The 26,291-nt window shown below is 37.6% G+C and carries 30 protein-coding genes and 1 pseudogene; 21 read left to right on the top strand and 10 right to left on the bottom strand.

Features of this window, described 5'->3' with window-relative positions; translation table 11 throughout:
* The first annotated feature begins 29 nt into the window (after nt 1-29).
* The 6 genes from FJR38_RS16350 to FJR38_RS16325 all read left to right on the top strand — a co-directional run bounded on the left by FJR38_RS16350 (nt 30) and on the right by FJR38_RS16325 (nt 3,583).
* On the top strand, nt 30-1,103 hold the full coding sequence (locus FJR38_RS16350) for an iron ABC transporter permease (RefSeq protein ID WP_168538155.1): 1,074 nt from the start codon (nt 30-32) through the stop codon (nt 1,101-1,103).
* A 179-nt stretch (nt 1,104-1,282) separates the two neighbouring features.
* The gene (locus tag FJR38_RS16345; RefSeq protein WP_168538153.1) at nt 1,283-2,080 is read left to right on the top strand and encodes an ABC transporter ATP-binding protein; all 798 of its coding nucleotides are present in this window, start codon (nt 1,283-1,285) and stop codon (nt 2,078-2,080) included.
* Nucleotides 2,081-2,294: 214 nt separating this feature from the next.
* Nucleotides 2,295-2,570, top strand: a complete 276-nt coding sequence (locus FJR38_RS16340) for a type II toxin-antitoxin system Phd/YefM family antitoxin (RefSeq protein ID WP_254449486.1) — start codon at nt 2,295-2,297, stop codon at nt 2,568-2,570.
* Nucleotides 2,571-2,653: 83 nt separating this feature from the next.
* Complete coding sequence (locus FJR38_RS16335) at nt 2,654-2,875, top strand: hypothetical protein (protein ID WP_168499462.1); 222 nt, start codon at nt 2,654-2,656, stop codon at nt 2,873-2,875.
* The gene (locus tag FJR38_RS16330; RefSeq protein WP_254445373.1) at nt 2,863-3,012 is read left to right on the top strand and encodes a hypothetical protein; all 150 of its coding nucleotides are present in this window, start codon (nt 2,863-2,865) and stop codon (nt 3,010-3,012) included. The genes FJR38_RS16335 and FJR38_RS16330 overlap by 13 nt, the downstream gene beginning before the upstream one ends.
* A 73-nt stretch (nt 3,013-3,085) precedes the next feature.
* Nucleotides 3,086-3,583: a hypothetical protein gene (locus FJR38_RS16325; protein WP_168538151.1), complete on the top strand. Its 498-nt coding sequence runs from the start codon at nt 3,086-3,088 to the stop codon at nt 3,581-3,583.
* 161 nt (nt 3,584-3,744) lie between these two features.
* On the opposite strand, the gene FJR38_RS16320 is transcribed toward FJR38_RS16325, so the two are convergent.
* A complete protein-coding gene (locus tag FJR38_RS16320) occupies nt 3,745-4,164 on the bottom strand; it encodes a hypothetical protein (RefSeq protein WP_168538149.1) in 420 nt (139 codons plus the stop codon).
* A 98-nt stretch (nt 4,165-4,262) separates the two neighbouring features.
* Between FJR38_RS16320 and FJR38_RS16315 the strand changes: the two genes are divergently transcribed.
* The 3 genes from FJR38_RS16315 to FJR38_RS16305 all read left to right on the top strand — a co-directional run bounded on the left by FJR38_RS16315 (nt 4,263) and on the right by FJR38_RS16305 (nt 5,180).
* Nucleotides 4,263-4,400 carry a hypothetical protein gene (locus FJR38_RS16315; RefSeq protein WP_168538147.1) on the top strand — a complete coding sequence of 46 codons (138 nt, stop codon included), beginning with the start codon at nt 4,263-4,265 and terminating at the stop codon, nt 4,398-4,400.
* Between the two features lie 13 nt (nt 4,401-4,413).
* Nucleotides 4,414-4,647, top strand: a complete 234-nt coding sequence (locus FJR38_RS16310) for a helix-turn-helix domain-containing protein (RefSeq protein ID WP_168538145.1) — start codon at nt 4,414-4,416, stop codon at nt 4,645-4,647.
* A gap of 158 nt (nt 4,648-4,805) precedes the next feature.
* Nucleotides 4,806-5,180, top strand: coding sequence for a hypothetical protein (locus FJR38_RS16305; protein ID WP_168538143.1), 375 nt, complete (start codon nt 4,806-4,808; stop codon nt 5,178-5,180).
* Nucleotides 5,181-5,295: 115 nt separating this feature from the next.
* Here FJR38_RS16305 and FJR38_RS16300 read toward each other — a convergent pair whose 3' ends face one another.
* Nucleotides 5,296-9,282 (bottom strand): magnesium chelatase subunit H, encoded by a 3,987-nt coding sequence (locus FJR38_RS16300; RefSeq protein ID WP_168538141.1) that lies wholly within the window; start codon nt 9,280-9,282, stop codon nt 5,296-5,298.
* 413 nt (nt 9,283-9,695) lie between these two features.
* Here FJR38_RS16300 and FJR38_RS16295 point away from each other — a divergent pair, with 413 nt between their 5' ends.
* The 7 genes from FJR38_RS16295 (at nt 9,696) to FJR38_RS16265 (ending at nt 12,397) form a co-directional block, all read left to right on the top strand.
* The gene (locus tag FJR38_RS16295; RefSeq protein ID WP_168538139.1) at nt 9,696-10,271 is read left to right on the top strand and encodes a Uma2 family endonuclease; all 576 of its coding nucleotides are present in this window, start codon (nt 9,696-9,698) and stop codon (nt 10,269-10,271) included.
* Nucleotides 10,272-10,379: 108 nt separating this feature from the next.
* On the top strand, nt 10,380-10,865 hold the full coding sequence (locus tag FJR38_RS16290) for a hypothetical protein (protein ID WP_168538137.1): 486 nt from the start codon (nt 10,380-10,382) through the stop codon (nt 10,863-10,865).
* A gap of 7 nt (nt 10,866-10,872) precedes the next feature.
* A complete protein-coding gene (locus FJR38_RS16285; RefSeq protein ID WP_168538135.1) occupies nt 10,873-11,022 on the top strand; it encodes a hypothetical protein in 150 nt (49 codons plus the stop codon).
* 174 nt (nt 11,023-11,196) lie between these two features.
* Complete coding sequence (locus tag FJR38_RS16280; protein WP_168497644.1) at nt 11,197-11,487, top strand: BrnT family toxin; 291 nt, start codon at nt 11,197-11,199, stop codon at nt 11,485-11,487.
* Nucleotides 11,484-11,699: an antitoxin gene (locus FJR38_RS16275; protein ID WP_168497642.1), complete on the top strand. Its 216-nt coding sequence runs from the start codon at nt 11,484-11,486 to the stop codon at nt 11,697-11,699. The genes FJR38_RS16280 and FJR38_RS16275 overlap by 4 nt, the downstream gene beginning before the upstream one ends.
* A gap of 90 nt (nt 11,700-11,789) precedes the next feature.
* Nucleotides 11,790-11,990 (top strand): type II toxin-antitoxin system VapB family antitoxin, encoded by a 201-nt coding sequence (locus tag FJR38_RS16270; protein WP_168497640.1) that lies wholly within the window; start codon nt 11,790-11,792, stop codon nt 11,988-11,990.
* Nucleotides 11,987-12,397 carry a PIN domain-containing protein gene (locus FJR38_RS16265; protein ID WP_168497638.1) on the top strand — a complete coding sequence of 137 codons (411 nt, stop codon included), beginning with the start codon at nt 11,987-11,989 and terminating at the stop codon, nt 12,395-12,397. Before FJR38_RS16270 ends, FJR38_RS16265 begins: the two co-directional genes overlap by 4 nt.
* A 32-nt stretch (nt 12,398-12,429) precedes the next feature.
* Here the strand turns inward: FJR38_RS16265 and FJR38_RS28600 are convergent.
* From FJR38_RS28600 to FJR38_RS16225, 8 genes and pseudogenes are all read right to left on the bottom strand, one after another.
* Nucleotides 12,430-12,570, bottom strand: a pseudogene (locus FJR38_RS28600) (type II toxin-antitoxin system HicA family toxin); the annotation flags it as partial.
* Between the two features lie 86 nt (nt 12,571-12,656).
* Nucleotides 12,657-12,896, bottom strand: a complete 240-nt coding sequence (locus FJR38_RS16255; RefSeq protein ID WP_168497636.1) for a type II toxin-antitoxin system HicB family antitoxin — start codon at nt 12,894-12,896, stop codon at nt 12,657-12,659.
* 230 nt (nt 12,897-13,126) lie between these two features.
* Complete coding sequence (locus FJR38_RS16250) at nt 13,127-13,387, bottom strand: Txe/YoeB family addiction module toxin (RefSeq protein ID WP_168497634.1); 261 nt, start codon at nt 13,385-13,387, stop codon at nt 13,127-13,129.
* Nucleotides 13,368-13,619 carry a hypothetical protein gene (locus FJR38_RS16245; protein ID WP_168497632.1) on the bottom strand — a complete coding sequence of 84 codons (252 nt, stop codon included), beginning with the start codon at nt 13,617-13,619 and terminating at the stop codon, nt 13,368-13,370. Before FJR38_RS16245 ends, FJR38_RS16250 begins: the two co-directional genes overlap by 20 nt.
* Nucleotides 13,620-13,664: 45 nt before the next feature.
* Nucleotides 13,665-13,802 carry a hypothetical protein gene (locus FJR38_RS16240; RefSeq protein WP_168497629.1) on the bottom strand — a complete coding sequence of 46 codons (138 nt, stop codon included), beginning with the start codon at nt 13,800-13,802 and terminating at the stop codon, nt 13,665-13,667.
* A 310-nt stretch (nt 13,803-14,112) separates the two neighbouring features.
* Complete coding sequence (locus FJR38_RS16235; RefSeq protein WP_168497627.1) at nt 14,113-16,542, bottom strand: hypothetical protein; 2,430 nt, start codon at nt 16,540-16,542, stop codon at nt 14,113-14,115.
* Between the two features lie 210 nt (nt 16,543-16,752).
* Nucleotides 16,753-17,175: a hypothetical protein gene (locus FJR38_RS16230; RefSeq protein WP_168497625.1), complete on the bottom strand. Its 423-nt coding sequence runs from the start codon at nt 17,173-17,175 to the stop codon at nt 16,753-16,755.
* Nucleotides 17,176-17,821: 646 nt separating this feature from the next.
* Complete coding sequence (locus FJR38_RS16225) at nt 17,822-20,002, bottom strand: PhoX family phosphatase (protein WP_168538133.1); 2,181 nt, start codon at nt 20,000-20,002, stop codon at nt 17,822-17,824.
* 507 nt (nt 20,003-20,509) lie between these two features.
* Here FJR38_RS16225 and FJR38_RS16220 point away from each other — a divergent pair.
* From FJR38_RS16220 to FJR38_RS16200, 5 genes are all read left to right on the top strand, one after another.
* Nucleotides 20,510-21,127, top strand: coding sequence for a hypothetical protein (locus FJR38_RS16220; RefSeq protein WP_168497621.1), 618 nt, complete (start codon nt 20,510-20,512; stop codon nt 21,125-21,127).
* Between the two features lie 102 nt (nt 21,128-21,229).
* The gene (locus tag FJR38_RS16215) at nt 21,230-21,607 is read left to right on the top strand and encodes a hypothetical protein (RefSeq protein WP_168497619.1); all 378 of its coding nucleotides are present in this window, start codon (nt 21,230-21,232) and stop codon (nt 21,605-21,607) included.
* Nucleotides 21,555-24,302 carry a hypothetical protein gene (locus tag FJR38_RS16210; protein WP_168538131.1) on the top strand — a complete coding sequence of 916 codons (2,748 nt, stop codon included), beginning with the start codon at nt 21,555-21,557 and terminating at the stop codon, nt 24,300-24,302. Before FJR38_RS16215 ends, FJR38_RS16210 begins: the two co-directional genes overlap by 53 nt.
* A gap of 66 nt (nt 24,303-24,368) precedes the next feature.
* On the top strand, nt 24,369-25,169 hold the full coding sequence (locus tag FJR38_RS16205) for a hypothetical protein (RefSeq protein WP_168538129.1): 801 nt from the start codon (nt 24,369-24,371) through the stop codon (nt 25,167-25,169).
* A gap of 58 nt (nt 25,170-25,227) precedes the next feature.
* Nucleotides 25,228-26,277: a hypothetical protein gene (locus FJR38_RS16200; protein ID WP_168497613.1), complete on the top strand. Its 1,050-nt coding sequence runs from the start codon at nt 25,228-25,230 to the stop codon at nt 26,275-26,277.
* Nucleotides 26,278-26,291 lie beyond the last annotated feature (14 nt).

Raw genomic sequence — 26,291 nt, 5'->3', positions numbered from 1 at the left:
ACACTTTTTTACATTCCAAATTGAAATAGATGGAACAACGAAAAGACTATACAGCAACACTTTCAAAATCCAATATATTGGTGTTTCGTTCTTTAGCAATATCTTTTAGGATAGATCGCCGTGTGCCAATGATACTGTTGTTTTTACTAGCAGTGATTGGGGTAGCAATGGTGTTAAATGTGGGTAGAGGTGAATATCCTATCTCTCCCTTAGATATTATTAAAACGATATTGGGTGTAAACACGGGAAATCCTGATCATCTGTTTGTGATTAATACCCTGCGTCTACCTCGTACCCTAGTGGCTTTTATGGTGGGAATGGCGCTGGCTATTTCTGGAACTATCTTCCAAGGTTTAACACGCAATTCCTTAGCTGATCCTGGTATTATTGGGATCAATGCTGGGGCAAGTTTAGCCGCAGTGACAGTGATTGTTTTATTTCCTTCCGCACCAGTTTATACATTGCCTATATCAGCTTTTTGCGGTGCTTTGTTGATGGCAGCTTTAATTTATTTCTTAGCTTGGAATAATGGTAGTTCGCCAATTTTATTAATTTTAATGGGTGTGGGTTTATCTGCGATCGCCAGCGCCTTCACCAGTTTAATGATTACTTTTGGTGACATTTACAGCGTTAGTGATGCTTTGGTGTGGTTGGCTGGTAGCGTTTATGGACGAACTTGGGAACAGGTATTTTCATTTTTACCCTGGTTAATTATTTTTATCCCTATGTCTTTACTTTTAGCCAGACATTTGGATGCTTTAAATTTAGGTGATGATGTTGCTAGAAGTTTAGGAACGTCCGTAGAAATTCAACGTAGTTTACTACTATTAGTAGGAGTAGCCTTAGCAGGTGCATCAGTAGCCACTGCGGGAATGATTGGTTTTGTCGGTTTAATCTCACCTCATTTAGGAAGACAGTTAGTAGGTACAAATCATCAAGGTTTAATTCCCATCTCAGCACTGTTAGGAGGAATGATTGTTGTTGTAGCAGACTTATTAGGAAGAACTCTATTTGCACCTATTGAAATTCCTTGTGGAGTTGTTACTGCTGCGGTGGGCGCTCCTTATTTTCTGTATTTGTTAATTCGTAATCGGAAAAAGTAAGTGACAGTTACAGCTATTTTTGGGTAAATGAACCGCATTTTTATATCTCACGCAAAGGCGCAAAGACGCAAAGAAAGAAAGGAATAGAAAAATTAGTGTGTGGTACAAATACATGAAAACTGCTCTAAGAGACACAAGATTATTTATTTCCAATTACCAATTACCAATCTAAAATTGTTATGAAAGGATTATCAACGAAAAGTTTATCTTTAGCTTATGATGGGGCGACGATTATCTGGGATCTAAATTTAGCGATTCCTACGGGAAAAATTACGGCTTTAGTTGGTGCTAATGGTTGCGGAAAATCAACTTTATTAAGAGGTTTGGCTAGATTGCTTAAACCTCGTGGTGGTGCTGTATATCTGGATGGAGAATCTATTTTTCAGCTTTCGACAAAAGAAGTAGCCCAACAATTGGGAATTTTGCCTCAAAGTCCTGTAGCACCAGAAGGTTTAACCGTCAGAGATTTAGTGGCACAAGGACGTTATCCTTATCAAAATTGGTTGCAACAATGGTCCCAAAAAGATGAAAAAATTGTTCACCAAGCTTTAGAAATTACGGATTTACTCAAGTTATCTGAACGAGCATTAGATACTTTATCTGGTGGACAAAGACAACGGGCTTGGATTGCTATGGCATTAGCTCAAGATACGGATATTTTACTATTAGATGAACCGACTACTTTTTTAGATTTGGCACATCAAATAGAAGTTTTAGATTTGTTGTATGATTTAAACCAATTTCAAGATAGAACTATTGTGATGGTGTTGCATGATTTAAATCACGCTTGTCGTTATGCTGATTATTTAGTAGCAGTTAAAGAAGGTAGGATTTTTACTGCTGGAGAACCACAAGAAGTTATGAATGAGGAAATGGTAAAAGAGGTTTTTGGTTTAGATTCTCGTGTTGTTACTGACCCAGTTGTGGGAACACCAATGTGTGTACCTATAGGACGTAAAGGTAAAGGAATTAACTAATTAGGGCTAGTTATTCCTGCAACTATTTTCTGGTTTAGTTGCTTTTTTTGATAAAAGTGAAGTCAGCGATTGCGCGATCGCACCCTTTCACAACTCCAACAGCGATACCTTCGGTGCGCTTTGCGATCGCACACCTCCCAAAACAGCTATATCTTCCCTTGACAAAATATTTTCATACAATTAACATTAAATTATCAAATAATTTATTGAATTTATGATGTTTAGCCTAAGCGATATTCATCCCTTATCAGAATTTCAGCGAGGTGCAAAGATGTTTCTTGATAAGTTAAAAGAAACTAAATCTCCTATTGTGCTGACTGTGAATGGTAAAGCTGCTGCTGTGGTTCAAGATGCTGAAAGTTATCAAAAACTTATTGATAGACTTGAATTACTTGAATCTATTGCTAAGATACGTCAAAGTATAAATGAGTTTGAACAAGGTGAGGGTATGCCCTTAAATCAAGCATTTGCAGAATTTAAGGAAACATAAGGCATACCGGATTGATATTTCACCTAGTGCTATTGCTGATATTGAGAGTATTTTCCTGTGGATAACAGAGGATTAAAAAATGTATGTCTAATTATCAAGAATTGTTAGAGCAAGCTAAAAATTTGACTCCTGAAGAACAGCTTAAATTAGTTGAAAATTTATCTATCTTAATTCGTCAACAATTGAAAATGACATCAAAACCAAAGCGTAGTATTTTAGAATTGCGTGGTTTAGGTAAGGAAATTTGGGGAAATATTGACGCTCAGGAATATGTCAATCAGGAGCGTGATTCATGGAATGGTTAAATAAATTACAGGGTAAAATTGTAGGTTTAGATACTGCACCGCTAATTTATTTTATAGAAGAAAATCCTCGCTATTTACAAGTTACAGATGCTTTTTTTACAGCACTGCTATTTATGGTGGTGCTTCTTTTTTCTTAACCAATGATCTTCGTTTACCTTCTTTACCAGGGTTAACTGTGTTGGTTTTAAATCAATTGATAAGTTAAGTGTTTTGAAATACAGCAAGCGATCGCATTTCTCAAACCTCAAAACACTGATCGCACTTCCACATCCTCAAAACAGCGAACTGCTTGCAGCAGCGCTTCGCTATCGCACTCCCAACATCCCCAAGCACGATCGCACCCCCACACCCCAAAAGCGATCGCACCCCAACATCCCCAAACAAGCGATCGCATCCCCACATCCCCAAACAGCGAACTGCTTGCAGCAGCGCTTACGCTATCGCACCCCACACATCCCCAAAAGCGATCGCATCCCCACATCCCCAAAAGCGATCGCACTCCCACACCCCCAAAAAGCGATCGCACTTCCAACATACTCAACAAGCGATCGCACCCCCAAAACCCCAAAAGCGTCGCATCCCCACATCCCAAAAGCGATCGCACCCCCAAAACCCCAAAAGCGTCGCATCCCACACATCCCCAACAGCGATCGCATCCCCAACATCCCCAACATCCCCAAAAAGCGATCACACTCCCAACATCCCTAAAACAGCGATCACATTCTCACACCCCAAACAGCTATCGCACTCCCACACACACCCAAAACAGCTATCGCACCTCCACACCTTCTAAAACAGAGATCGCATCCCAACATCTCAAACAGCGATCGCACTCCTACATCCCAACAAGCGATCGCTTTCCCAAACTTCTAATTTTCTTCTTCTGGTTTTACCATTTCTTTAAGTAGTATAATCCCAGATTCTTTTAGCAAAGTTACTAGAATTATATCATCACCAGCTACAAGAGGAATTGACTTGATTTTCACACGGCCAGCGTATACGATTATATAGCCCTTAACCGCCACATAAATTTTGTTTCCGTCCTCTTCCGGTGTCTTAAATGGTTTTATTTCTAAGTCCATTTCATAAACAAAAGGTATTGTTAATGCTTTAAAAAGGAGAAAGAAGTTGACAAGAGATTCTCTATTTTGACAAATTAAAGATCCTGTTGAAGAGTAGTCTTTATGAATTAATTTTTCTAAAGATACTCTATTACCTTTTTTAAATTCTTCTCTAAATCGTACAAAAAAGATATGTACATTTTCACTAGCATTTGTCTTTGAATTCATATTCAATAAAGTTGTTACAAGTGATCTAGTATTTGGAATTTTGACCATGCCATATAATTGAATCATGTATTAGAGTAAAAAATATAAGAGTGTTGTATATGTCTAATAACAAAAATAAATATAAAATTCAGTGGTTGCTTGAAGAAGTAATGTATCAAAAAAGAATTACTGCAGCACAACTAGCAGATGAGCTTGATGTGCATCCTAATACAGTTACACGAATAAAAAACAAGTAAAAGTCAAAGTAAGATGATGCCTTCTGTGGACGGTATACTTTTAAACAAGCTGTGTGGAATCTTAGACTGTACACCCTCTGATTTGATTCGGTATGCTCCAGAAGATGAAATTCAAGGGAAAGAAATAGAGAGAAAAAATGATTTAGAAGATTTAGAAAATGATGATCTAGAGGAACATATTATCAATATCCTACGCCCTTTTGTAAAACTTATTGCAAACTATATAAAAACGACATATAGCAAGTGATTGAAATATGGGCGTTACATATACATAAGGATGAATTAAAATTTTACATTGCTGGGTCGTTATTCCTAAAATTTACAAAACTAAATATAAATAACTATTGACAAATCAAAGTTCATAGCGATAGATTGAGGATATCACAGTTTTTAGGGATAAAAAATATGGTCTTTATAAACCATTTAAAGCATTTTTTTTCGGATCGCGATGATCGCGTTCATGTTATTATCCATGCAGCAACAACAGAAGCCACAGCTATAGGATTTGCCACTGCTCAAATTCCTGGTGATCGATTCGTTATTGGTGCTATTCAACTGAACATGGCAATTGAGTTGGCGGGTGAGTTTGGGGAAAGTCTCGATAAGGCTGCTGCTATGTCTTTAATTACCAAACGCTTATCAGAATGGATATACGTTGAAACTTGTAACGCTATCATCAGCTACGTACCTGGAATTGGTAACATAGCGAATATGATGACTGCTGCGTCTGTTACCGAAACACTTGGCTGGGCAATTGTAAGTTATTATGAAAACAAATGATGCTGCAATTTTGGAATACAAGAACTCTGCTAATTTCATATTGTAACTGATTAACCGGACATAATATCATTCATTGATTTGAAAAAGGCAGGTTTTATACCTGCCCACTGAAACTCTATTCTATCCCCTCAATCCGATTTTCCACCTCCTGATACAACTCACGTAAACGATCTAAATTCTCCTCGCTAGTCTCCCAATAACCGCGTCCATTCATTTCCAACAAAGTAGAAACAATTTTGCGGAAAGAATGAGGATTGAGATTCATGAGACGCTTTTGCATTTCCTCATCTTTGATGAAAGTCTCATTCGTGTCCTCATAAACCCAGTTATCCACAGCGCCAGCAGTCGCACTCCAACCAGTGGTATTTACCAACCGTTTAGAAAGTTCCCGCACACCTTCATAACCGTGAGACAACATTCCCTCATACCATTTGGGATTTAACAACTTCGTCCGCGCATCTAAACGCACAGTTTCTGATAAACTTCTCACCTGTGCATTCGCAGTAGTTGTATCTGCAATGTAAGATGCAGGTTTCTTGCCATCTGCACGCAGACTTGCTACTAACTTAGTAGGATCTGAGTCAAAATAATGGGAAACATCAGTTAAACTGATTTCCGAAGAATCAAGATTCTGGAAAGTTGCATCAGCAGTTTTCAAAGTCGTTTCAAAAATCTCTCTTGACTCATCCATAACCCCAGGATTATCAGAATTGAAAGAGAAAGATTTGCGCTTCAAATACATTTCCTGTAACTCAGCTTCACTATCCCAAGTGCTATTCTCCACCGCTAAGTTAATGTTAGAAGAATAAGAACCAGAAGCATTAGAGAAAACGCGAGTTGCAGCTTGACGCAGATTTATGCCCATGTCCTCAGCTTGTTTCAAAGCGTGCTTGCGGACAAAGTTCATTTCCAAAGGTTCATCAGCTTCCGCAGCCATTTTCACACCTTGGTCAAGCAAATTCATCTGGTTAATGAACAAGTCACGGAATACACCAGAACAGTTAATTACAACGTCAATTCTAGGACGACCCAACTCTGATAAAGGTATCAATTCCAACTTATTCACCCGTCCCAAAGCATCGGGTACTGGACGCACACCAATCATCCACATAATTTGGGCTAGGGATTCACCGTAGGTTTTGATGTTATCAGTACCCCAGAGGACACAGGCAATGGTTTCCGGCCAGTTTCCATCATTTTCAGACTTATTCCGTTCCAACAACCTATCCACGACGATTTTCGCAGATTGGACTGCGGCAGAAGTGGGGATAGATTGGGGATCTAAAGCGTGAATATTTTTACCAGTGGGTAATACGTCAGGATTACGGATAGGATCACCACCGGGACCGGGTAAAATATATTCACCGGCTAAACCTTGGAGAAGTCCACCGAGTTCGTTATCTGCACAAACTTGTTTTAAGCAAAATTCCAAATATTCAAACAGAGGTTTTAACGCAGAGATATCAACTTTGGTGTAACCTGATTGATGTAGTGATTCTAGCCAAGGTTCTTTTCTGCCCATATTGAAGAAATTCAACTTGGAAACCGCTATCACTCTACCTTCAGCGTCAATTTGTTCTTGTACTAATGCAGTTACAGCCGCACGGGTAGCGAGGGTGATATCTTGTAATAGTTGCACATCTGCCAAAATGCCGGCATCGTTGTTTCTGTAGATATCTTCAATGGTGCGTCCCAGACTTCTAGCAATAATTCCGGGTAAACCTTGAATTTCTTCCTCTTGTCGATCTAAACTGGCAATATTGACCAAAGTGGCGATCGCTTCTTCGGCAGTTGGTGGTTTACCAATCACGTGCAGTCCACAGGGTAACAAGCGTGATTCAATTTCCATCAACCTGCGATAAACGCTACCAACAATATTATCCCGTTCTTCCGAGGACATATCCTTAGCATCGGTGTCTGGTAACTCAATATCTTGGTCTAGATTGACGATGCGGGATTTGTCTATGATAGCGTTAACAATAGAAATACCGCGTCCACTGTCTTTCAAAGTTTGGTAAGAAGCAATTAACTCGCTGAGTTCCTTCAAACCTTTGTATAAACCAGCATTTTCCGCAGGTGGTGTCAGGTAAGAAATTGTTTCGGCATAACTGCGACGTTTAGCAATTGTAGCCTCACTGGGGTTATTGGCTGCGTAATAATACAGATTGGGAATTGAGCCAATTAGTTGATCTGGGTAACAATCACCAGACATTCCCATTTGCTTACCAGGCATAAATTCCAAAGAGCCATGCGTACCAAAGTGTAACACAGCATCAGCACCCCAAATCCGTTCTAGATAGGTGTAGTAAGCTGCAAAACCGTGATGAGGGCTTGCGGAACGGGAGAATAACAACCGCATGGGGTCGCCTTCATAACCAAATGTTGGCTGGACTCCAATGAAGACATTACCAAATTGTTTCCCGTAAATCAAGAGATTTTGTCCGTCGCTGTTGAGGTTTCCGGGTGGTGGTCCCCAGTTTTCTTCTAAGCGTTGGGAGTATGGTGTCAGTGCTTCATATTCTGGCACAGACATTTTGTAAGCGATGTTGAGTTCGGGACTGTTGTATTGTGCTTGTGCGTCGTGGATGACTTGTTCTAGCAACTCTTGGGGAGTTTCGGGAATGTCTTGTACATCGTAACCGTTGTTTCTCAGTCCTTTCATGACTTCATGGATAGAACCGAATACGTCTAAATATGCGGCTGTACCTACGTTACCTTTGTCGGGAGGGAAGCTGAAAACGGTGATGGCGACTTTTTTGATTAATTTGGGTTTGCGGCGCAGACTTGCCCACTTTAAGGCGCGTTGAGCGACAATTTCCACCCGGTCTTGTAAGGCGATCGCTTTTCCAGTTGCCCCATCTTTACCTGATAGGATAATCGGCTCAATTGCCCCGTCTAGCTCAGGTATAGCAATCTGTAAAGCCACTTGAATGGGATGTAACCCCAAATCGCTATCTAGCCACTCTTCGGTGGTTTGGAAGACCAAAGGCAAGGCGACCATGTAGGGACGATTTAACCGTTTTAATGCTTCAATAGCTTTAGGATGATCCTGTCTCGCGGGTCCACCCACCAAAGCGAAACCAGTTAAAGAAACTACCGCATCTACTAACTGTAATTTAGTTGTGGGTTCATAGAAGTAAGCTTCTATTGGTTTAGAGAAATCCAAACCACCAGCAAACACAGGCAGAACTTTTGCCCCTAATGATTCTAATTCCTGGACAATTGCCACATAATGGGCATCATCACCGGTCACTAGGTGAGTTCTTTGTAAAACCAAACCTACACATGGTGCAAGGGGGTCTTTGAGATTTCGGGAAATATCTTTGCGGACAGCATACCAGTTCAGATATTCTCGCACATCCTCAAACATGGTCGGTGCTAAAGGATGCCAAATTCCCATGTCGGGATAAACAACTGGTGCTTGATATTCAGCAGCAGCAAAACTTTCTTTTTCCGCGCCTTTTAATACGTATTTATCAGCCAGCATCAGCAAGAAGTTTTCCAGGTTTTCGGCTGAACCACCTAGCCAATACTGAAAACTGAGCATAAAGTTTCTTGCGTCTTGTGCTTTTTCGATGGGTAGGAATTTTAGCACTTGGGGAAGAGTCCGCAATAACTTCAACATTCCGTCTTGGAAACCAGCGCCAGATTTTTCTTTGCGCTTTTTCATGAAGTTAGCGATGACGCTCTTGGATTGTCCTAATTGCGCCAAAGAGAAGCTACCCATTTTATTGAGGCGCATAACTTCGGGCATGGAGGGGAAGACAACGGACACATCGAGGTTATCACGATGGGGTTCAACTGCGGCAACTACTTTCTGTGCTAAGTCTTCAATAAAAATTAGTGAAGCAATGAATATATTAGCACTGGCTATATCGCGCTGGAATCCTTCAAAATTTTCAGTTCCACGCAGTTCTTCAATCAAGTATCCACTGATTTCTATGGCGACGCTGGGATGATTAGCGTTAATTTCCCGTACCGCTTGTGATAATGCACTTTGGTATTGGGATTCTAGCACGACATAGACAACCTTGATTAATTTACGTCCCCGTAAATCGTCAGGTGCAATATGTCGAATAGTGGACTTGACTTGGGTAAACATTCAAATAAGCTCCTTTAAAGCGTGTTCTCATGAAGTTCCTCACGGCTAATATGGCCGTTTGTAACTGCAATTATTTTCGGCAATAAGAGTTTTTTAGCAGAAAACTCCGATTCTGTGGGGGTTTTATCCTATATCTGACACAAAATGATATAGAAAACAACATATTTATTCATGAATCTTAACAAAGAATACAGGTTCTCTCACCTGGGTTTAAATTTTGTTTACATAGCTAAATAATTACTTAGTTATGAAATAACAAAAAATATTCAGTAATTTTGACATTTAATAGTTCTCTTGAACACCAGAAACTCCAAGATTATGACAAAATAAAGCTATTAATTGGTAACTAATAATATAGAATAGGATATGAGATAGTTAAATTTTCTCCCTAAACATTCAATGAGGATATGACCATGAATGCTTTAACTGTCAATTTAGATTCAGTAATAAAAATGACTGATGACCAGTTTTTTAAACTATGTCAAGCAAACCGCGATTTAAGATTTGAAAGAAATGCAAATGGAGAATTAATAATTATGCCACCAACGGGAGGAGAAACGGGAAATAAAAATGCGAGAATCACTCAACAAGTAATGAATTGGACTGATGCTGATGGTACTGGCATCGCTTTTGATTCTTCTACTTGTTTTAAATTACCAAATGGTGCAGATCGTTCTCCTGATGCTTCTTGGATTAAATTAGAAAGATGGGATGCTTTAACTGATGAGGAAAAACAAAAGTTTCCTCCTATTTGTCCTGATTTTGTAATTGAGTTACTTTCTCCTAGTGATAGTTTGAAGACTACACAGGAAAAGATGAGAGAATATATAGATAATGGTGTGGGTTTAGGTATATTAATTAATCGTAAATCTCGTCAGGTGGAGATTTATAGACCTGGTAAAGAGGTTGAGGTTTTGGATTCTCCTACTACGGTTTCAGGGGAAGATGTTTTAAAGGGTTTTGTTTTGAATTTGGGGATGATTTGGTAGTTTAGCAATGAAACCAAATTAATTGATTTTTAAAGCAAAAGTTTGACTAATTGTTACATTGTTTGTAAAAACTTAACGAATAAACTTTACTATAGCAGGTATTAGCTAATGAGTGACCGTGACTTGACTGGAATGTTTCAACTATTGGGTGCTGTGATTATTTTGGCTATTTTTCTTGCTATTATACTTTATATATTCTTAATAATAGTGGGTGACGGTTCTAGTAAGGCAATGAAACCTTTATATCGTGCAATTATTTCTACTCTATTACCAATCATTTTTTTGGTATTTGTATTTAGCTACAAGCAAGAATTTCGAGATTCTATAACCAATTATTTGAATGAATTATCAGATAGTTGGTTATTATTAGCTGGTATAATATTAGGCATATTTCTTGTTGAACTAGGTCATTTTGCAAAGAATGAAATTATGTCATCAATATATGCTTTTTGCCTATCTACAACTGATGTATTGTTGTTATATATTGTCATAGAACAGTTATTATCTAAATTCACTGTTGCTATATTAGGATTTATTTTTTCATCTGGAATATATATTATATTTAGAGGATTAGCACCCCCCAGGAAATCATGAGGAGATAGTGCGATCGCTGTTTTGGGATATTGGGGTGCGATCGTTTAAAATTGGGGTGGTTGTGAGCGATCGCTGTTTGGGGATGTGGGAGTGCGATAGTTTAAAATTGGGGTTGTGTGCGATCGCTGTTTTGGGGTGTTGGGGTGCGATCGTTTAAAATTGGGGTTGTGTGCGATAGCGAAGCGCTCCGTAGGAATCGCTGTTTAGGAATAAGTTGGGAGAGAGATCCTCTAAAGTTGGGTAGTTGTGAGCGATCGCCTTAATAATCCGTAACTTGTGGCATAATCATAATGTAAATTTTAGGAATAGAAATTTAAAATTTAGTATAATAATGAATAAGTTAGAATTTACTTGGGATTTACAAAAAGCTGAGAGTAATATTCAAAAACATGGAATTTCTTTTGAAGAAGCAAAATCTGCCTTTATTGATGATAATGCTCGTTTAATTTATGATCCTGATCATTCTCAAGATGAAGATAGATTTATTTTATTAGGAATCAGTGTTTATTATCGCCTTTTAGTTGTTTGCCATTGTTATCGAGAAAACGATTCAATAATTAGGATTATTTCAGCCAGAAAAGCAAATAAACTAGAACAAAAACAATATCAGGAGTTTCTATGAGAGAAAATTATGATTTTTCTAAATCCGTCAAAAATCCCTATTCTAAACAGTTAAAAGAACAAGTTACAATTGATTTAGAAAAGGATGTTATTCAATACTTTGAAGAAATAGCTCAAGAAACAGGTATTTCTTATTTGAATTTAATTAATCTTTATCTGCGTGAATGTATGGAAAATAAACGTAGGTTATCGTTGATAGAAAGCAACAATTAAATCTGTATTGCTAGAATTTGATAATTGCAAAAATCAATTACCTAGAGTGCGCTACCATTTATTTAGTCATTTTTAGGATTAGAATTGATTGTGACTACATCGCTCAACATCAACGAAGCCTTACTAAAAGAGGCGTTGGAACTTGACAATCAGGTGAACATTGATTCTTTAGTAGAAACAGCACTGCGCGAATATATTCAACGTCGTAAGCGGCTCAAAGTATTAGACCTCTTTGGGACCATCGAATATGACGAAGGCTATAACTATAAGCAGCAACGTCATCAAGCATGAGCATTATTGTTGATACTTCTGTTTGGTCACTGGCTTTACGTCGGAAAACACCACCTGATTCTTCCCCAGCAGTCACAATATTGCAGAATTTAATCACTGATGACCAAGTTGCCTTGATAGGCGCGATTCGCCAAGAAATTCTTTCTGGAATCCGCAATTTTGAACAGTTTACCCGTCTGCGAGATTACCTCCGAGCTTTCCCTGATTTAGAACTCATGTCTGAAGACTACGAACTTGCCTCTGAGTTTTTCAATACCTGCCGCAGTAAAGGCATTCAGGGTTCAAATACCGATTTTTTGATTTGTACAGTTGCTCATCGTCGCAGCTACAGCATCCTCTCCACTGACAATGATTTTCAGAATTTTCTGGTACATATCCCTATTATTTTATTGCCTGTTGAGGGTTAATGCGATCGCGCAAGCAATCCGCAGGAATCGATTTATTTTTGTACTAATTTAAAAAATGTTTCTTTATCAATACCAATATCTTGAATCATTCTCATTAAAGTACCTGGTTTAATGTCTTTACCTGAATGAATTGGAACAACAACTCTTAAACCATCAGCATTCTTGTAAATAGCATGACTACCTCTTTATCTGTCAAAATAAAAACCTGGAGTTTCGATAACCTTAATAAAATATTTAGTTTTTATACTTGGTAAATTACTCATATTAAAATGCTTAATGGCTTAACAATTAAATCCTCTTTAGGAACAGGTTGATTATCAGCTATTAAACTTTCAATATATAATTCAATAGCTTCTGTAATATTCCCAATTGCTTCTTCAAAAGAATCTCCTTGAGAATGACAACCTTTGAGAACAGGACAAAAGGCATGATAACCCTCATCCTGTTCCTTTTCCAGAAGTACAGTGTAATTGTAAATTTGTTTACTTTTGTTCAGCATATATCTTTACGTTTTTTGAGTTAGTGATTTTTAGCTTTGATTTATTCCATGATAAACGGTTTGGGGAATTTGGGAAAAGTGCATTAGCGTTAGCTTACTTTAGGTATCGCTGGGTAGGGGAGTACGACGCTTTTGGGGTGCAGTGTGTCAGCGTTGCGCGACCTAGTAATCGCCGAAAATTAGGGTGGTTGTGAGCGATAGTGAAGCGCTCCGTAGGAATCGCATTTACATCAATCATAATGATATTTACAGGCAATGATAATTAATACATCTTCTTCAACTTTATAAACCAGTCTATGTTCATCCGTAATTCTCCTTGAGTAGTAACCCTGTAATTCATATTTTAAGGGTTCTGGTTTTCCTATTCCTGAAAATGGATCTCTTTGGATATCCTTAATGAGTGACAATATTTTTTTAAAGACTTTTTTATCTTCTGTTCCCCATTCTCCCAATTCTTCAAAAGCTTTTAGTTCAAATGCTACTTTTTTCATATTCATCTAAATCAACATAAATTAAATTTCCTTGTGCTACATTTTCTATGGCTTTTAGTAAATGCTTCTTATTAGATTCTGATTTTAAAAGATAAGTTGTTTCATCTTCTACAGTTTCGTGATCAACTAACACAATTACCTCTACAATTGTTCCCTCTGGTAACTCAGTTGTAGGTAATTCAATCTTGCCATTTTTACCAACGGTTGCTTTTTGTTTAATTCCAGTAATCATAGTCTATATTGATTTCCTTCTTTATTCTCATCATAACATCTATAATTAATCCGCAATATCGTCTCTTTCTTCCCATAAACCGATCAAACTCGAATCAAGTAACTCACGAGCGGTTAATACCTTTTTCTTAGCAGGTATGGGCGATAATAAAACAATTACTTCAACTTCTTGTCCCTCTACCACAGGTAAATCTTGAAAAGAGATTTCACCATTTTTCTATAGTTTTTTGTAGCCTAATTGCTTGCATAATTTTGTCATCCTTTCACTAAAAATATAATACTGTTTTTGAAGAATTAAGTTAACAATAATATTGTATCATAAAAAGAATAGGCAATTAACAATTACAATATTCACCACCAACAAAGAACCGATAAATTACATTCTGTATATTCTCAAATCCTGGATATCATCTCGACTATGGCCACGCAGGCGATCGCGTAGCGACTAACACAATAGGCTTTGTCCGGAGCATTCCTGTTGTTCACCCAACCTTTCAAAAATTATTTCTCAAAAACACAGTAAATATATTTTCATCTATTTTCAATTCATTACCAGTCCCATCTCTACCATAGTCGTACTCATTATTTCTCCAGGATAGATTGAGTGTGGGACTATGCTGATTTTTACCAAGTCTCAATCTCGCTCCAGCACCATAGACAGAACGAGCAGAATTTTCATTTATAGGATTATAATATGTTGAGAATAAAAAATTATTGCTAAATTGAATACCAGCACTGATGACTAAAGTATTCCGCAGAGAATCGGGTAAAACATCAGCAAAATAGTTAGTTACACCAAACCAAACATTACCTAAATTGGCTCTGGCTCTGACTGTAATTGAATTTACAAAATCATTAGGACGAGTTTCTCGATCAAAAGCATAATTAACTCCAGTGGATATTACCAAATTACTATTCCGACTCAAAAGTATCCGTTTACCAAAACTACCTGTTACTTGACTGTAGTAATCAATATCTGGATTAATATAGCCAATTACACCTCCAGAAAAATTCCATCCATTTGCAGTATTTTTACTAAAATCTACGCCACCATAAGCCTTAATTTCTTCTGCACCTATCACACCTGTGTAATATCTCAATGCTTCTTTAGTTCCTGTAATATTTCCTGTAAAACTTAGATGTGGCGCATATTTTGTTTCTTCTCTATATCTGTTAGATGTGACATTATTAACTTCTTGATTGAGAGTTGTCACATAAACCTGAGTATGAAAATCTTGTAAATCGAGTGTAGAAACAACTTGATTATTAATATTAGAAACAAAACTTACATTCGAGCCATATCCCCCTTCTCCACCACCAGAGGATGAAACTGTCTGAGGTCCAGTTTGTTCAAAACGAGTAGAAATATCAGACCTGCGTTTAATAACAGGTGATGCACCTAACCAAATACCATTGAATGTAGCAGCAGGTACTTGACTCAAATTTTCTGCGTTTGACGGTACACTCTGCGCTCTAGCAATTCCCCCATGATAAGCAGTCAAACTATTAGCAGGAAGTCTGACATTATTAGCAGCTAAAAACAAATTATTGTTGACATTTGAGTTAGCTTTATTTTCTGAACTAGCAATATTAGGTATAATATCAGGTAACAAAATATATCCTAATTGCAAAGCTGTATTCAATAAAGTATTATCATCATTTAAAACAAAGCTAAATCCCCTTAATGTCCGACCCATTACAGCTTCACGATCATTCACTTTTACAATCTGTCTAATTCTCGAATAAATTGCTACGGGTGTATTATCTATTTCTTCTTTTCTGGTGACAGATAGTTGATTTCCGGTACTATTACCAACAAATGATCCTGTATTAGGCAAATATAAATCAATACCAACTTCTTGACCATTAGCCCCTGATTGAAACCCAGGTTGGCGAATTGCAATTACTGTTTCTGGTGTGACGACATCACCCAATTTTGCAGTTTGAAAAATTCGTCTTGGTGTTAATGTATCAGGGTTAATATCAGCAGATTTTAAGCCAGGAATGTATGTGCATACTTGGTCTGGATTTCCGCCAGGTAAGATACATGAACCTGTCATACTGAATTGGAGATGTGTACCCAATAAAGTCCGGGGTTCTTGGAAATTAACAGTAACTTCTCGGCTTTTTCTTACTGTTTGTAGTTGCAAATATTCTCCTATTTGATCTACAGTAAAAATATTATTCTTTGTCATATTTTCTTGAACTTGTCCGTTAAGTTTGACAAGTCCATTAACATCAAAATTAGTATTTTGATTACTACCAAAATTAGAGCCTATATTAAATTGTCTGGCAGTTAAATGATTAATTAATGCCCCATTTAGTGGTATGGTAGTTGTCCGGGGATGAATTTTTTGTTCATTTGCTGTTCTCGGAGAAATAATATATTCTTGTTGAGATTGGGGTGTTTTTTCTGTTGGTAATTCTTGATTAATATCCAATTCATCAACTTTCGGTTGTGGATCTACCAGAGAATCTAGTGTATCTAGTTGTTTGTTCCTAGATTCTACTTGACTAATTTGATTAGAAGTACAGGAATTAACTGGATCATTATTTTTGGCTAAATCTGTGAATGCGGTAAATTTTGGTTGTTCAGTATTGTTGGGAAAACAAGATGGAGATGGGGAATTAGTGCTGATTAAATCTGTTACCTGTGTCTGCTGAATAGAATTAGATAAAGATGCTTGTAATTGATTTTCTGAATTGGATACAATTGTCGAAGATTTCAGATTAGCAATTAAGACAGAAGCATTTTCAGATTCAGGGGTGACTGATAATTCTAATTTGCTATTATTATTAAAACTTTCAAGTTCTAATGTGCTTGTGGATATATCAGCACGAACTGTTTTAGGAAAGGATATTGTTGCTGTACTAAATAATAATACAAGGGCAAGCTTTAAGTTTTTGCGCCACGAATTTATCATACATAGTTAATATATAGGACTTCTATTTAATTTCATTTATTGCTTTTGTATTTACCCTATTTATTGACAGGGTAAGCTAGAGACACGCACAAATCATGTCTCTAACAGATTAAGGAAGTGGTTAAATTTTAGATGAATGCACTAAACACTACTTGAATTAAGTGAGAGATCATATTCTCTATCAAGTAAATAATTCAGGGGTTGAAAAAACTAAAAACCAGTTTCAATAGATCCGATAGGAGTTTCGGTAAAGGTAGCGATAGAGTTAGCTTGGCTGCTTCCTAAAGCAGTATCTATACCACCTTTAAGAGTGACGTTGTTGTAAACTTCTTCTTCAAGATTTACGCCATCGTCAAAGGAATAAGATCCACTATCGCTAATTAATTCGATTACGCCAGCACTTCCCAAGGCTGCTGCTGAAACAATACCAAAGTTACTGGTGGCTGTAGCAGCCGCATCATTTTTACCAACTGCTCCAGCAGCAGCCATTCCAGTTACTACACCATTAGCATCAAGTGTAGCTGCTACCGCTCCAGCAGCACCACCTTCACCAGCAGAAGCTACAGAACCAAAGCCAAATACACTAGCGGAAACTGCAACTAAGGCGATCGCTAATTTCTTGTTCAATTTCATTGATTTATATTCCTTTTATTGAAAGTTTAATGTACTTGCGATCTACGCACCTTACATCTGTGCTGTGGGAAATTTCACTATTTCAGTTACTGTTAAAGCCAGTGACTTTATCAACACAAACTGTTGATTTTAAGGTGTGATTACCGTTCAGTATCCAAGGTGAAAAACATTATATTTCAGCACAGGTTAAGTTAAATTTTGATTAAACTTTGCAGTGCGTAAATCTTGTAACAAAGTCATATTACTTAAAACTAATTGTTTAGTCAAGCCGTTAAAAAAATATTTTAATTAATTATTCATCCCAATAAAATAGCTGAATAAAACGTTGTTTTGTAAACACATTAGATTAAGTCAAGGCTAAGAAAAGACAAAGCTTGAGCTTTTATTTTCATAATATTCCTATCTTCGATGCAGCCAATTCCACAAATCAATAAATTAGGGTACATTTTTATAAATGCACCCTAATCAAGTAACGTATTTTAAGCTTTGTTCTCTAATTGAGTCTCAATTACTAATTAGTTAATCAAAACATCTGGTTAAAGCTAGTAATGGATAATTGGTAATAGGTAATTCATAATACAATTCCTATTTTTATCCTGTTCATTCTTTTAATTCCGAGAAAGCGGTACTAGTATTACATCAAGAATTAAGTCCCAATGATGCCGCCATCATTTTTTGTGATTACCACTGTCGCAGAACGGGGACGACCTTGTGGACCATAACCTTGACTGTGTGGCCAGTTGCTATGGGTTGTAGGATTAGCAACAGTTCCGCTATCGCCTGGGTGCTGAATATTAATGAACATAGTTCTGTGATCAGGTGTAGTGGTTACACCAGTCACTTCACAATCAGTAGGCGCAGTTAAAAACAACTTAACTTGTCTAGGATCATTAGGATTGGCACAAACCATTGAGTTACTACCAATGTTGGCAACACTACCCATGCCATCACCTGAATGGTCAGTTTGAATCCACAGACGACCGTAGGCATCGAACCACAGACCATCTGGACTCACAAAGTCGTCACCATTGATATTACCTTGACGATTCGGGTCACTATTTTGCTCGTCACCAGCCACAACGTAAATATCCCAACTAAAGGTAGTAGCAGTAACACTGCGTCCAGTTTCACGCCAACGAATAATGTGACCGTAAATGTTGCTTGCTCTGGGGTTAGCAGCATCAACAGGAGGACGCGCACTGCCTCCAGAAGTTGTACCATCGGGGTTATTCACAGAGGACGGACTTGTTCCGCGACGACTGTTATTGGTTAAAGTACAGTAGACTTCAACTTCATTGAATCCATTAATGCGGGGACGTGCAGCTATCCATTCTGGGCGATCCATCATGGTTGCGCCTACTCTGTCAGCAGCTTGTCTAGTCTTAATTAGGACTTCAGCTTGGTTATTAAATCCGTTTGCTGGTGTCAAACCACCTTGACCCCATACCAAAGGTAGCCATTCACCAGTACCATTGTCATTGAACTTAGCAACGTAGAGAGTACCATGATCAAGTAGGTCAGTGTTCGCAGACCGGACTCTGGGATTGTATTTTCTAGAGCAAACGAACTTATAGATATATTCGTTAACGTTGTCGTCACCTGTATAGTAAGCTAGATCATTGTTGTCATCAACAACATATTGGGCGCTCTCATGTCTGATGCGACCCATAGAAGTGCGTTTAACTGGTTTGCTGTTGGGATCATAAGGATCAATCTCAACCATCCAACCGAATAAATGAGGTTCTAAAGGATTGTTGAAAGCATCAAAGCGTGGATCAACCACAGGCCAGCGATAACCAGATGATGAACCGATACCGTAGCGTCTTTGTCCATTGCGGATATCAGCGGCTTTATCTTCCAGACCAGGAATGTTCGCAATATTCACTGCGGTGGAATTAGAGTTAGCAAAATAACCTTGAAAGTTCTCTTCCGCAGTCAGGTAAGTACCCCAGGGAGTTATGCCGTGGGCGCAATTGTTTAAAGTACCATAAGCTGTGTAGCCATCGTTAGTGCCAATTTCAACTGAACCAGTAGGTTCAATGGAAAATTTCTTGGATTTCATCAACGCATCACCCGCAGCTGGACCAGAAACGCGCATTTCTGTGTTACCAGTGATCCGGCGACCATAACGGGAATTGCGGTTAACACTCCAGGTATTGCCAAATCTGTCTTTAGATATTTCTTGAATAGATACACCATGGGCTGCTTGAGACTTTCTTGCTTTCGCAATGGTCATGGTATCGTTACTTGGATTACCACCGACATGAAGGAAATGCTCTTGGGTATATTCGTGGTTAACGCACAATAAGCCACTGTTATTGTAAGCATTACCTTCCACAGCTACGGGCAAACCTGCTGTCCGGTTGAGAAAGCTTCGTCCTGGTAAGGGGAAAAAGTGCATACCATCATGGTTTTCCCCGATTTGCATTTCCTGTGCAGCAGCATCTTGGGAAGCATCTGGCAACCAGTTTGGCGCACCGGGCATGATTGGATCACCCCATGCAGATAAAATTCTAGCTGTGTAGCCTTTAGGAACAGTAACGAGATCCTTTTGTAACAGTCCTGTGGCTGGGTTGAGCAAGTTTGGCTCGATGCTCTCAAAGCCAATACCAGAAAATCCCAATCCGGCTGGAACTGGTGCTGCTTCTACAGTTTGCAGGAAACTACTGACGGCAATATCACTAAATACAGTTGCTGCCGAAGCTGCCGCAGTTGTCAGTATGAAACGTCTGCGCTTTATACTGACACGCCCGATTACGTCTAAGATTGACTCGTTACCGGATGGGTTGATAGTTATATCATTCTTAGGATGAAACTGACCTTTCATTTTTGGTTCTCTATATTTAAGGTTTACAAGGTTGCTATTCAGTTAACTTCTTACTGCTAGGAGCAATTTAGTAAAGAAAACTTTTACAGATTTACAGAAATTTTTCTGAAATTTTCTTAATTTTTAAACAAACAATAACCTTTTTTTAATAAAAGGTTAAAATTGATTTTTGTCGCTCACACAAGCAAGAATTATCAAATCTATCTCAATTTAGACAACAAGGATTAATATCAGGTTATATATTGATTAATTCTAATTTAGAAAAAAGGATGTTTTCAATTAAAATCATGATGCTCTGATTCAATTGTTGATTTAACTAAATATTAAGTATTGATTAACCAATCCTTAATAAATATTAACAACACAATAATATACTATATATAAAATATAAACCATACAAAATCTCAGAAAAAACACAGATGAGACGTGACAACTTTAAAACCACAGTCAAACTTTTAAAAATGAATGTTACTGAGTATTTATTATAAATAACAGGGAAATTGGTAAATGCCTAGAAATCATAGTATGAAAAGACTCGATACAAGTTTAATTGTGAGGACAACGACAACAACAGAGAAATTACCAGGTACTGGGAAATCATGGGTACAATACCTGGTTGAATCTGTACCCTTTTTAATTGCTTGCGCTGTGTTTTTAAGCGTCATTAGTTTAAAAAGTCCTATTCTGCTTTTTTGTTTACTAATGGGTAGTTTAATCACAATAGTCTGCCAGCAAATTGGACAGCAGGTAAATTTATCAAAACAATGGCTGATATTATTGCAAATCTTTGCAGTATCTATCATCCTAAGTTTATTTTGGTTAGACTTTTTTGCCACTCCGGTATCTGCTCAATTTTTTGGTAAAGCTGAAAACTTTTTCAAAACTACATTGACACAAGGTACAGATAGCAGTAGCAATCCTCAAACAGCAGTCAGTTTAATATTCAACGTTTTGCGAGCAATTTATTTACTTTATATTGCTATTTCTCTGATTGGTGTAATTAATGCAGTTCGCAAAGATGAAGATTGGCAAAGTATTGCGAGAATTCCTTTGATAGTAGTTGTTGCTGTCACTATTGCTGATGTCCTGACAGGCTTTGTAATTGGGGATGGTAGTAGTAGTTAATTGTAAGAATTCATGAGTCAGGAGGAAAGACGAAGGAAGAAGAAGATAATTTTCTCCTCTGCTCCCCTGCCCCTCTGCTCCCTCTCACCTGTCACCTATTTTATGTCTGAAGAACAAGATCAAGAATTTCGTCCAGTTAATCAAATCTTAGGTTCACAACCATCATTAGGACCAATTCCCGCTGATCAAATTCTTCCCTGGTTAGTAATTGTTTTAGTTTCTTACTTTGTGATTAATGGCGTTTTTGGAGGGCTGTTTGCAAATGATTTTCAACGATGGTTATGGACAGCATTAATGACAGGTTGGGGAATAGCAACTTGGTGGATTTTAAGTGGTGGTAGGAGTTGGCGTTTTTTAAGCAAGTTTATTGGAGTTCCTACTTGGACAAGAGGCTTTGCTCGTTATCAAAGCGTGCTAGAAATTAACCATGAAACAAAAAATCGGAAAACAAAACATCAGCGCCGGCGGACAAGAAAGTAGACTAACACCATTTGAAGATGCTTTACATTTGGCGACTATGCTCCGTATTTCGCTAAATTCAAGAGATATTGGGGCTTATATTCTCAATAAAGAAAATCAAAAAGATCGGTTTTGCTTTGTTTTCGGGTTTGAATGTCGAGGCATTCATACCACTTTAAGGTCGGAACAAATAGAGACTATATTTAATAATATTGAATCTGGTTTAAAAGATATTCCCGAAGGCGAAAAAATGACCTTACATATAGGGTCTTTCAGTTCCGATAAACAACGCCAACAAGAACTAGCAGATTTGGTAAAGCGGACACCATCACGGGATCTTAAATATTTATTGACAGCAGAAAGAGCGAGAATTCAAGAACTGAGTAATTCTGGCATTCGCAAGCCGAAATTTCTGCGAATTTATGTAACTTATACCATTGAACCCAATGCTAATCAAGCTGATGATTGGATTGAGAAACTTTTAGCAAAAACTGAAGTTTGGTGGTTGAAATTTAAAGGAGAACTGGGAGAAGTTCAAAATCAACGCATTGAAACTCTGATTATCAAAGCTTATCAACAAGGTTTTTCTCGATGGGAACAATTGTTATCTAACAAAATGGGTTTAGATGTTAAACCTCTAAATGCTAATGAACTTTGGGAAGAAGTCTGGAGACGATTTAATGATACTCCACCGATAGAAATTCCTCAATTACTTTATTTAGATGAAAATGGACTGCATGAAGAAGTTAATTCAGATTTAGCTAGTAGCAAATTGTTGATAGAAAATATCCACAGTACAACCTTGTTGATGGAATCTAGTGTACCCTGTGCGGATCGTCGTTGGGTAAATGTGAAAAATCGCTATATTGGGGCGATGACATTTCTGGAAAAACCAGGAGGTTGGCCAAATAAATTTTCTCAGTTACGTTATTTGTGGGATTTATTAGCTAGAGAAACGGTAGTAGATACAGAGATTTTTTGTCAGTTAACTGCTGCTAATCCCGCATTGGTAAAAACTACTTTACAACGAGTCCTTAAGCAGTCGAATATGACAGCTATGATGGCGCAAGAAAAAAGTAAAACTATTGATGTAAATGCCCAATTAAAGTTAAAGAAATCGGTAGCAGCACAAGAACAATTATATGAAGGTGCAGTTCCGATATATACGAGTGTAGTTATTTTTGTCCATCGTCCGACTATAGAAAAATTAGACGAAGCCACAAGATATATTGAAAACTGTTTTCAACGTCCTGCACAGGTAATTAGAGAAGTAGAATATGCCTGGAAAATTTGGTTACAATCTCTACCGATAGTTTGGGAAGGTTTGTTAGTTAAGCCTTTTAACCGCAGACAATTATATTTAACAAGTGAAGTTCCCGGATTAATGCCTTTAATTTTAACTAAAGCTGGAGATAAACACGGCTTTGAATTAATTGCGGAGGAAGGGGGATCACCAATACATTTAGATTTGTTTAATCAACATAAAAATTTAGCGTTGTTTGCTACAACTCGTGCGGGTAAATCGGTTTTGGTGTCGGGAATTTTAACTCAAGCTTTAGCACATGGAATTCCTGTAATTGCGTTGGACTTTCCTAAGCCTGATGGGACATCTACCTTTACTGACTATACAGAGTTTATGGAGGGGAATGGGGCTTATTTTGATATTTCCAAACAATCAAATAATTTGTTTGAACAGCCAGATTTACGATCGCTCTCACCAGAAGAACAACGCGATCGCCTCCTCGATTATAGTGGCTTCTTAGAATCAGCCTTGATGACTATGGTTTTAGGTTCATCCACTGAAAATCAACTATTAACTCAAACAGTGCGTTCCTTGCTCAATTTAGCCCTAACAGCGTTCTTTGCTGACGCAGGTATTAAGGAGCGATATAAACAAGCAATATCTAACGGTTTTGGAACTACAGCTTGGCAAAAAACTCCTACTTTACAAGATTTTCTCTATTTTTGTTCTCCAGAACATCTGCAATTAGATTCTATTAGTGGCAGAGTAGATGATGCACTCAGTCAAATTCAATTGCGTTTGCGTTTTTGGCTTTCTAGTCGTGTGGGAAAATCAATTTCTGCACCATCTAGCTTTCCTACAGATGCCCAACTTTTAGTTTTTGCACTGCGAAATTTATCAGATAATGAAGATGCAGCAGTTTTATCTTTAAGTGCTTATTCGGCAGCTTTACGACGAGCGTTAAGTAGTCCAGCTTCGATATTTTTTATTGATGAAGCCCCGATTTTATTTGAGTTTGATCAAATATCAGATTTAGTGGGGAGAATTTGCGCCAATGGTGCAAAAGCTGGAATTAGAGTTATTTTATCAGCACAAGATCCCGATACTATTGCTAAATCTAAAGCTGCATCAAAGATTTTACAAAATTTGTCAACGAGATTAATAGGTCGGATTCAACCAGTAGCTGTAGATAGTTTTATTAGCATTTTAAAATATCCCCGCGATGTTATTTCTCGGAATGCGACGGAAAGCTTTTTTCCTCGAAAGGAAGGTATTTATAGTCAATGGTTGTTGGATGATAATGGGATTTATACTTTCTGTCGTTATTATCCAGGTTATGAACAATTGGCGGCGGTTGCTAATAATCCTCATGAACAAAATGCTCGTCAGCAAGCGATGTTACGTTACAAGGATAAATATGAGGCAATTTCTGTTTTTGCTCGGCAATTAGTGGCTTCTTTACGTGGTGGGTAATTGAGGAATTATCTCACGCAAAGGCGCAAAGACGCAAAGGAAGAAGGAAATTAATAAGGGGATTTTATGAGGAAGATTGTTTTTTTTAGTTTGGGGTTTTTGTTGTTTTTGGTTTTACCGACTATGGGGCAATTAGGTAAGGTTTGGAGTGAGTTTCAATTGTATTCTGTGGATATGCAAAATTATTTTACAAATAATCTGAGTGAAACTTTAAGACATTTGGAAGTTAGTAGTCAAAATTATTTGAATGGTTCTAGGGGAGAGTTAAATGTACCAAATCCGATTGAGGTGGGGAAACAAGTACGTCAGGATTTGTTTTTTTATCCGACGACAGATAAGTTTGAAAATAATCCGATTGTCCGAGGGAATGCGGTTAGTAATGAGATGAATCGTTTGATTCTTAGAGGTTCGGTGGAAGGTGTTATGGGAATTGAGGGACAGCGACGTTTAAAGAATAAGTTGGAGGAGACGGAAAATATTATTACAACTATTGTGGAAACTGCTAATAATGCGGAACAAAGTAACCGAAATTTACTAGGTGATATTCTGGCTAAAATTCCGACAATTGAAAATGTGGCGCAACAATTATCAGCCCAAACAAGTGCTAATCAAATTAATTTACAATTACAATCTCTGAAGGTGCAAAGTGAGCAATCAAAAATTATTGGAGAAACGCTGGCGCAAACAATGCAAACTAATCAATCTTTGCAATATTCTAATTTGAATTTAGCGAGTATTTCTCAACAAATGGAAGAAATGAATCGTGCGCGGCGAGTTGATTCAGCTACTGAGGCTGCAAGATTGATGCGGACGACTTCGCAAATAGATTTGTTTGGGAGGGAGGAGAATTACAGCAGAAGCCAGTAGGGGCAGGGTTTCCCCGCCCTTGTAATCAATTTACTTTATCAAAACCTGTGAACCCAAAATGCAGTTTTATATTTTGCAAATCTTTCCTGAAGTTGGTATTAATGAAACTCTTGATAGTGGTGTTGAAACTGCCAAAAGTATGGCGGAAAGTTGGGATAATCAATGGCTAGATTTATTACAAAATAGTTCTAGTAATAATTTATATGGTGCTATTACAAATTTGGGTGTATTTTTTGCTGTGGGAACTTTGCTATTTTTTATGATGCAATGGTTGAAAGATGTTATTTATAGTGAATATTCTCGCCCTATATCGGGTTTAATTTGGCCTTTTATAGTGGTAATGCTATTAAGTAATACGGGAAATGGTAGTATACTTGCTAGTTTGACTTTGGGGGTAAGAAGTTTTATCAATACTGTCAATCAGCAGGTTGTGAGTACCGCAGATGCTGATCTAAATTATCAACAAGCTTTACATATCAGTTTGGCTGAAGAAGTGGCTGGTTCTTTAATTCGTCCTTGTCAATCTTTAACAGGTGAACAACAAAATCAATGTTTTGCTAAGGCTAGTGATCAAATAGATGGATTGTGGCGAGAATATAGAAATTTGTACGGGGATAAATTTTGGATTCAAAGATTGGAAAATCAGGTACTTTCTTTAAAGTTTGGGACAGGAAATTTATCAGACACTACTTTTAATTCTTTGTTGGGAAATACGACACAAACGAGTATTAAAAACTTTTTAATTTCTTTGCAATATGCTTTTCAAAATTTACTAGAAGCTACTATGTTACTAATTGCAGCTTTGGGTCCAATAGCTATAGGTGCGTCTTTGTTACCTGTGGCTGGAAAACCGATTTTTGCTTGGTTGACTGGGTTTTTAGCAGCGGGAATTGCCAAGATATCATTTAATATAATTGCTGCTGTAACCTCTGCTGTAATTATTAATGGACCCGCTGAAAATCCTAGTGCAAATCCTGATTTAATGTGGTTTATTATTTTTCTGGGAATTTTAGCCCCGGTTTTATCTTTAGTTGTAGCTGGTGCGGGAGGATTTGCGGTTTTTAGTGCTATTAACAATACCGATAGTTTGGTAAAAAGTAGGATATAAACCAAGACATTTCT

The organism is Anabaena sp. UHCC 0253, from assembly GCF_009712085.1.
Taxonomy (GTDB): domain Bacteria; phylum Cyanobacteriota; class Cyanobacteriia; order Cyanobacteriales; family Nostocaceae; genus Dolichospermum.
Note: the sequence above shows the minus strand (reverse complement) of the source record. Positions and strands in the feature narration are given on the sequence as shown.

Excerpts from the sequence above, each read along its gene's own strand:
- FJR38_RS16350 (WP_168538155.1), top strand. The coding sequence starts at position 30 with ATGGAACAACGAAAAGACTATACAGCAACACTTTCAAAATCCAATATA.
- FJR38_RS16345 (WP_168538153.1), top strand. The coding sequence starts at position 1,283 with ATGAAAGGATTATCAACGAAAAGTTTATCTTTAGCTTATGATGGGGCG.
- FJR38_RS16340 (WP_254449486.1), top strand. The coding sequence starts at position 2,295 with ATGATGTTTAGCCTAAGCGATATTCATCCCTTATCAGAATTTCAGCGA.
- FJR38_RS16335 (WP_168499462.1), top strand. The coding sequence starts at position 2,654 with ATGTCTAATTATCAAGAATTGTTAGAGCAAGCTAAAAATTTGACTCCT.
- FJR38_RS16330 (WP_254445373.1), top strand. The coding sequence starts at position 2,863 with ATGGAATGGTTAAATAAATTACAGGGTAAAATTGTAGGTTTAGATACT.
- FJR38_RS16320 (WP_168538149.1), bottom strand. The coding sequence starts at position 4,164 with ATGAATTCAAAGACAAATGCTAGTGAAAATGTACATATCTTTTTTGTA.
- FJR38_RS16315 (WP_168538147.1), top strand. The coding sequence starts at position 4,263 with ATGTCTAATAACAAAAATAAATATAAAATTCAGTGGTTGCTTGAAGAA.
- FJR38_RS16310 (WP_168538145.1), top strand. The coding sequence starts at position 4,414 with ATGATGCCTTCTGTGGACGGTATACTTTTAAACAAGCTGTGTGGAATC.
- FJR38_RS16305 (WP_168538143.1), top strand. The coding sequence starts at position 4,806 with ATGGTCTTTATAAACCATTTAAAGCATTTTTTTTCGGATCGCGATGAT.
- FJR38_RS16300 (WP_168538141.1), bottom strand. The coding sequence starts at position 9,282 with ATGTTTACCCAAGTCAAGTCCACTATTCGACATATTGCACCTGACGAT.
- FJR38_RS16295 (WP_168538139.1), top strand. The coding sequence starts at position 9,696 with ATGAATGCTTTAACTGTCAATTTAGATTCAGTAATAAAAATGACTGAT.
- FJR38_RS16290 (WP_168538137.1), top strand. The coding sequence starts at position 10,380 with ATGAGTGACCGTGACTTGACTGGAATGTTTCAACTATTGGGTGCTGTG.
- FJR38_RS16280 (WP_168497644.1), top strand. The coding sequence starts at position 11,197 with ATGAATAAGTTAGAATTTACTTGGGATTTACAAAAAGCTGAGAGTAAT.
- FJR38_RS16275 (WP_168497642.1), top strand. The coding sequence starts at position 11,484 with ATGAGAGAAAATTATGATTTTTCTAAATCCGTCAAAAATCCCTATTCT.
- FJR38_RS16265 (WP_168497638.1), top strand. The coding sequence starts at position 11,987 with ATGAGCATTATTGTTGATACTTCTGTTTGGTCACTGGCTTTACGTCGG.
- FJR38_RS16255 (WP_168497636.1), bottom strand. The coding sequence starts at position 12,896 with ATGCTGAACAAAAGTAAACAAATTTACAATTACACTGTACTTCTGGAA.
- FJR38_RS16250 (WP_168497634.1), bottom strand. The coding sequence starts at position 13,387 with ATGAAAAAAGTAGCATTTGAACTAAAAGCTTTTGAAGAATTGGGAGAA.
- FJR38_RS16245 (WP_168497632.1), bottom strand. The coding sequence starts at position 13,619 with ATGATTACTGGAATTAAACAAAAAGCAACCGTTGGTAAAAATGGCAAG.
- FJR38_RS16235 (WP_168497627.1), bottom strand. The coding sequence starts at position 16,542 with ATGATAAATTCGTGGCGCAAAAACTTAAAGCTTGCCCTTGTATTATTA.
- FJR38_RS16230 (WP_168497625.1), bottom strand. The coding sequence starts at position 17,175 with ATGAAATTGAACAAGAAATTAGCGATCGCCTTAGTTGCAGTTTCCGCT.
- FJR38_RS16225 (WP_168538133.1), bottom strand. The coding sequence starts at position 20,002 with ATGAAAGGTCAGTTTCATCCTAAGAATGATATAACTATCAACCCATCC.
- FJR38_RS16220 (WP_168497621.1), top strand. The coding sequence starts at position 20,510 with ATGCCTAGAAATCATAGTATGAAAAGACTCGATACAAGTTTAATTGTG.
- FJR38_RS16215 (WP_168497619.1), top strand. The coding sequence starts at position 21,230 with ATGTCTGAAGAACAAGATCAAGAATTTCGTCCAGTTAATCAAATCTTA.
- FJR38_RS16210 (WP_168538131.1), top strand. The coding sequence starts at position 21,555 with ATGAAACAAAAAATCGGAAAACAAAACATCAGCGCCGGCGGACAAGAA.
- FJR38_RS16205 (WP_168538129.1), top strand. The coding sequence starts at position 24,369 with ATGAGGAAGATTGTTTTTTTTAGTTTGGGGTTTTTGTTGTTTTTGGTT.
- FJR38_RS16200 (WP_168497613.1), top strand. The coding sequence starts at position 25,228 with ATGCAGTTTTATATTTTGCAAATCTTTCCTGAAGTTGGTATTAATGAA.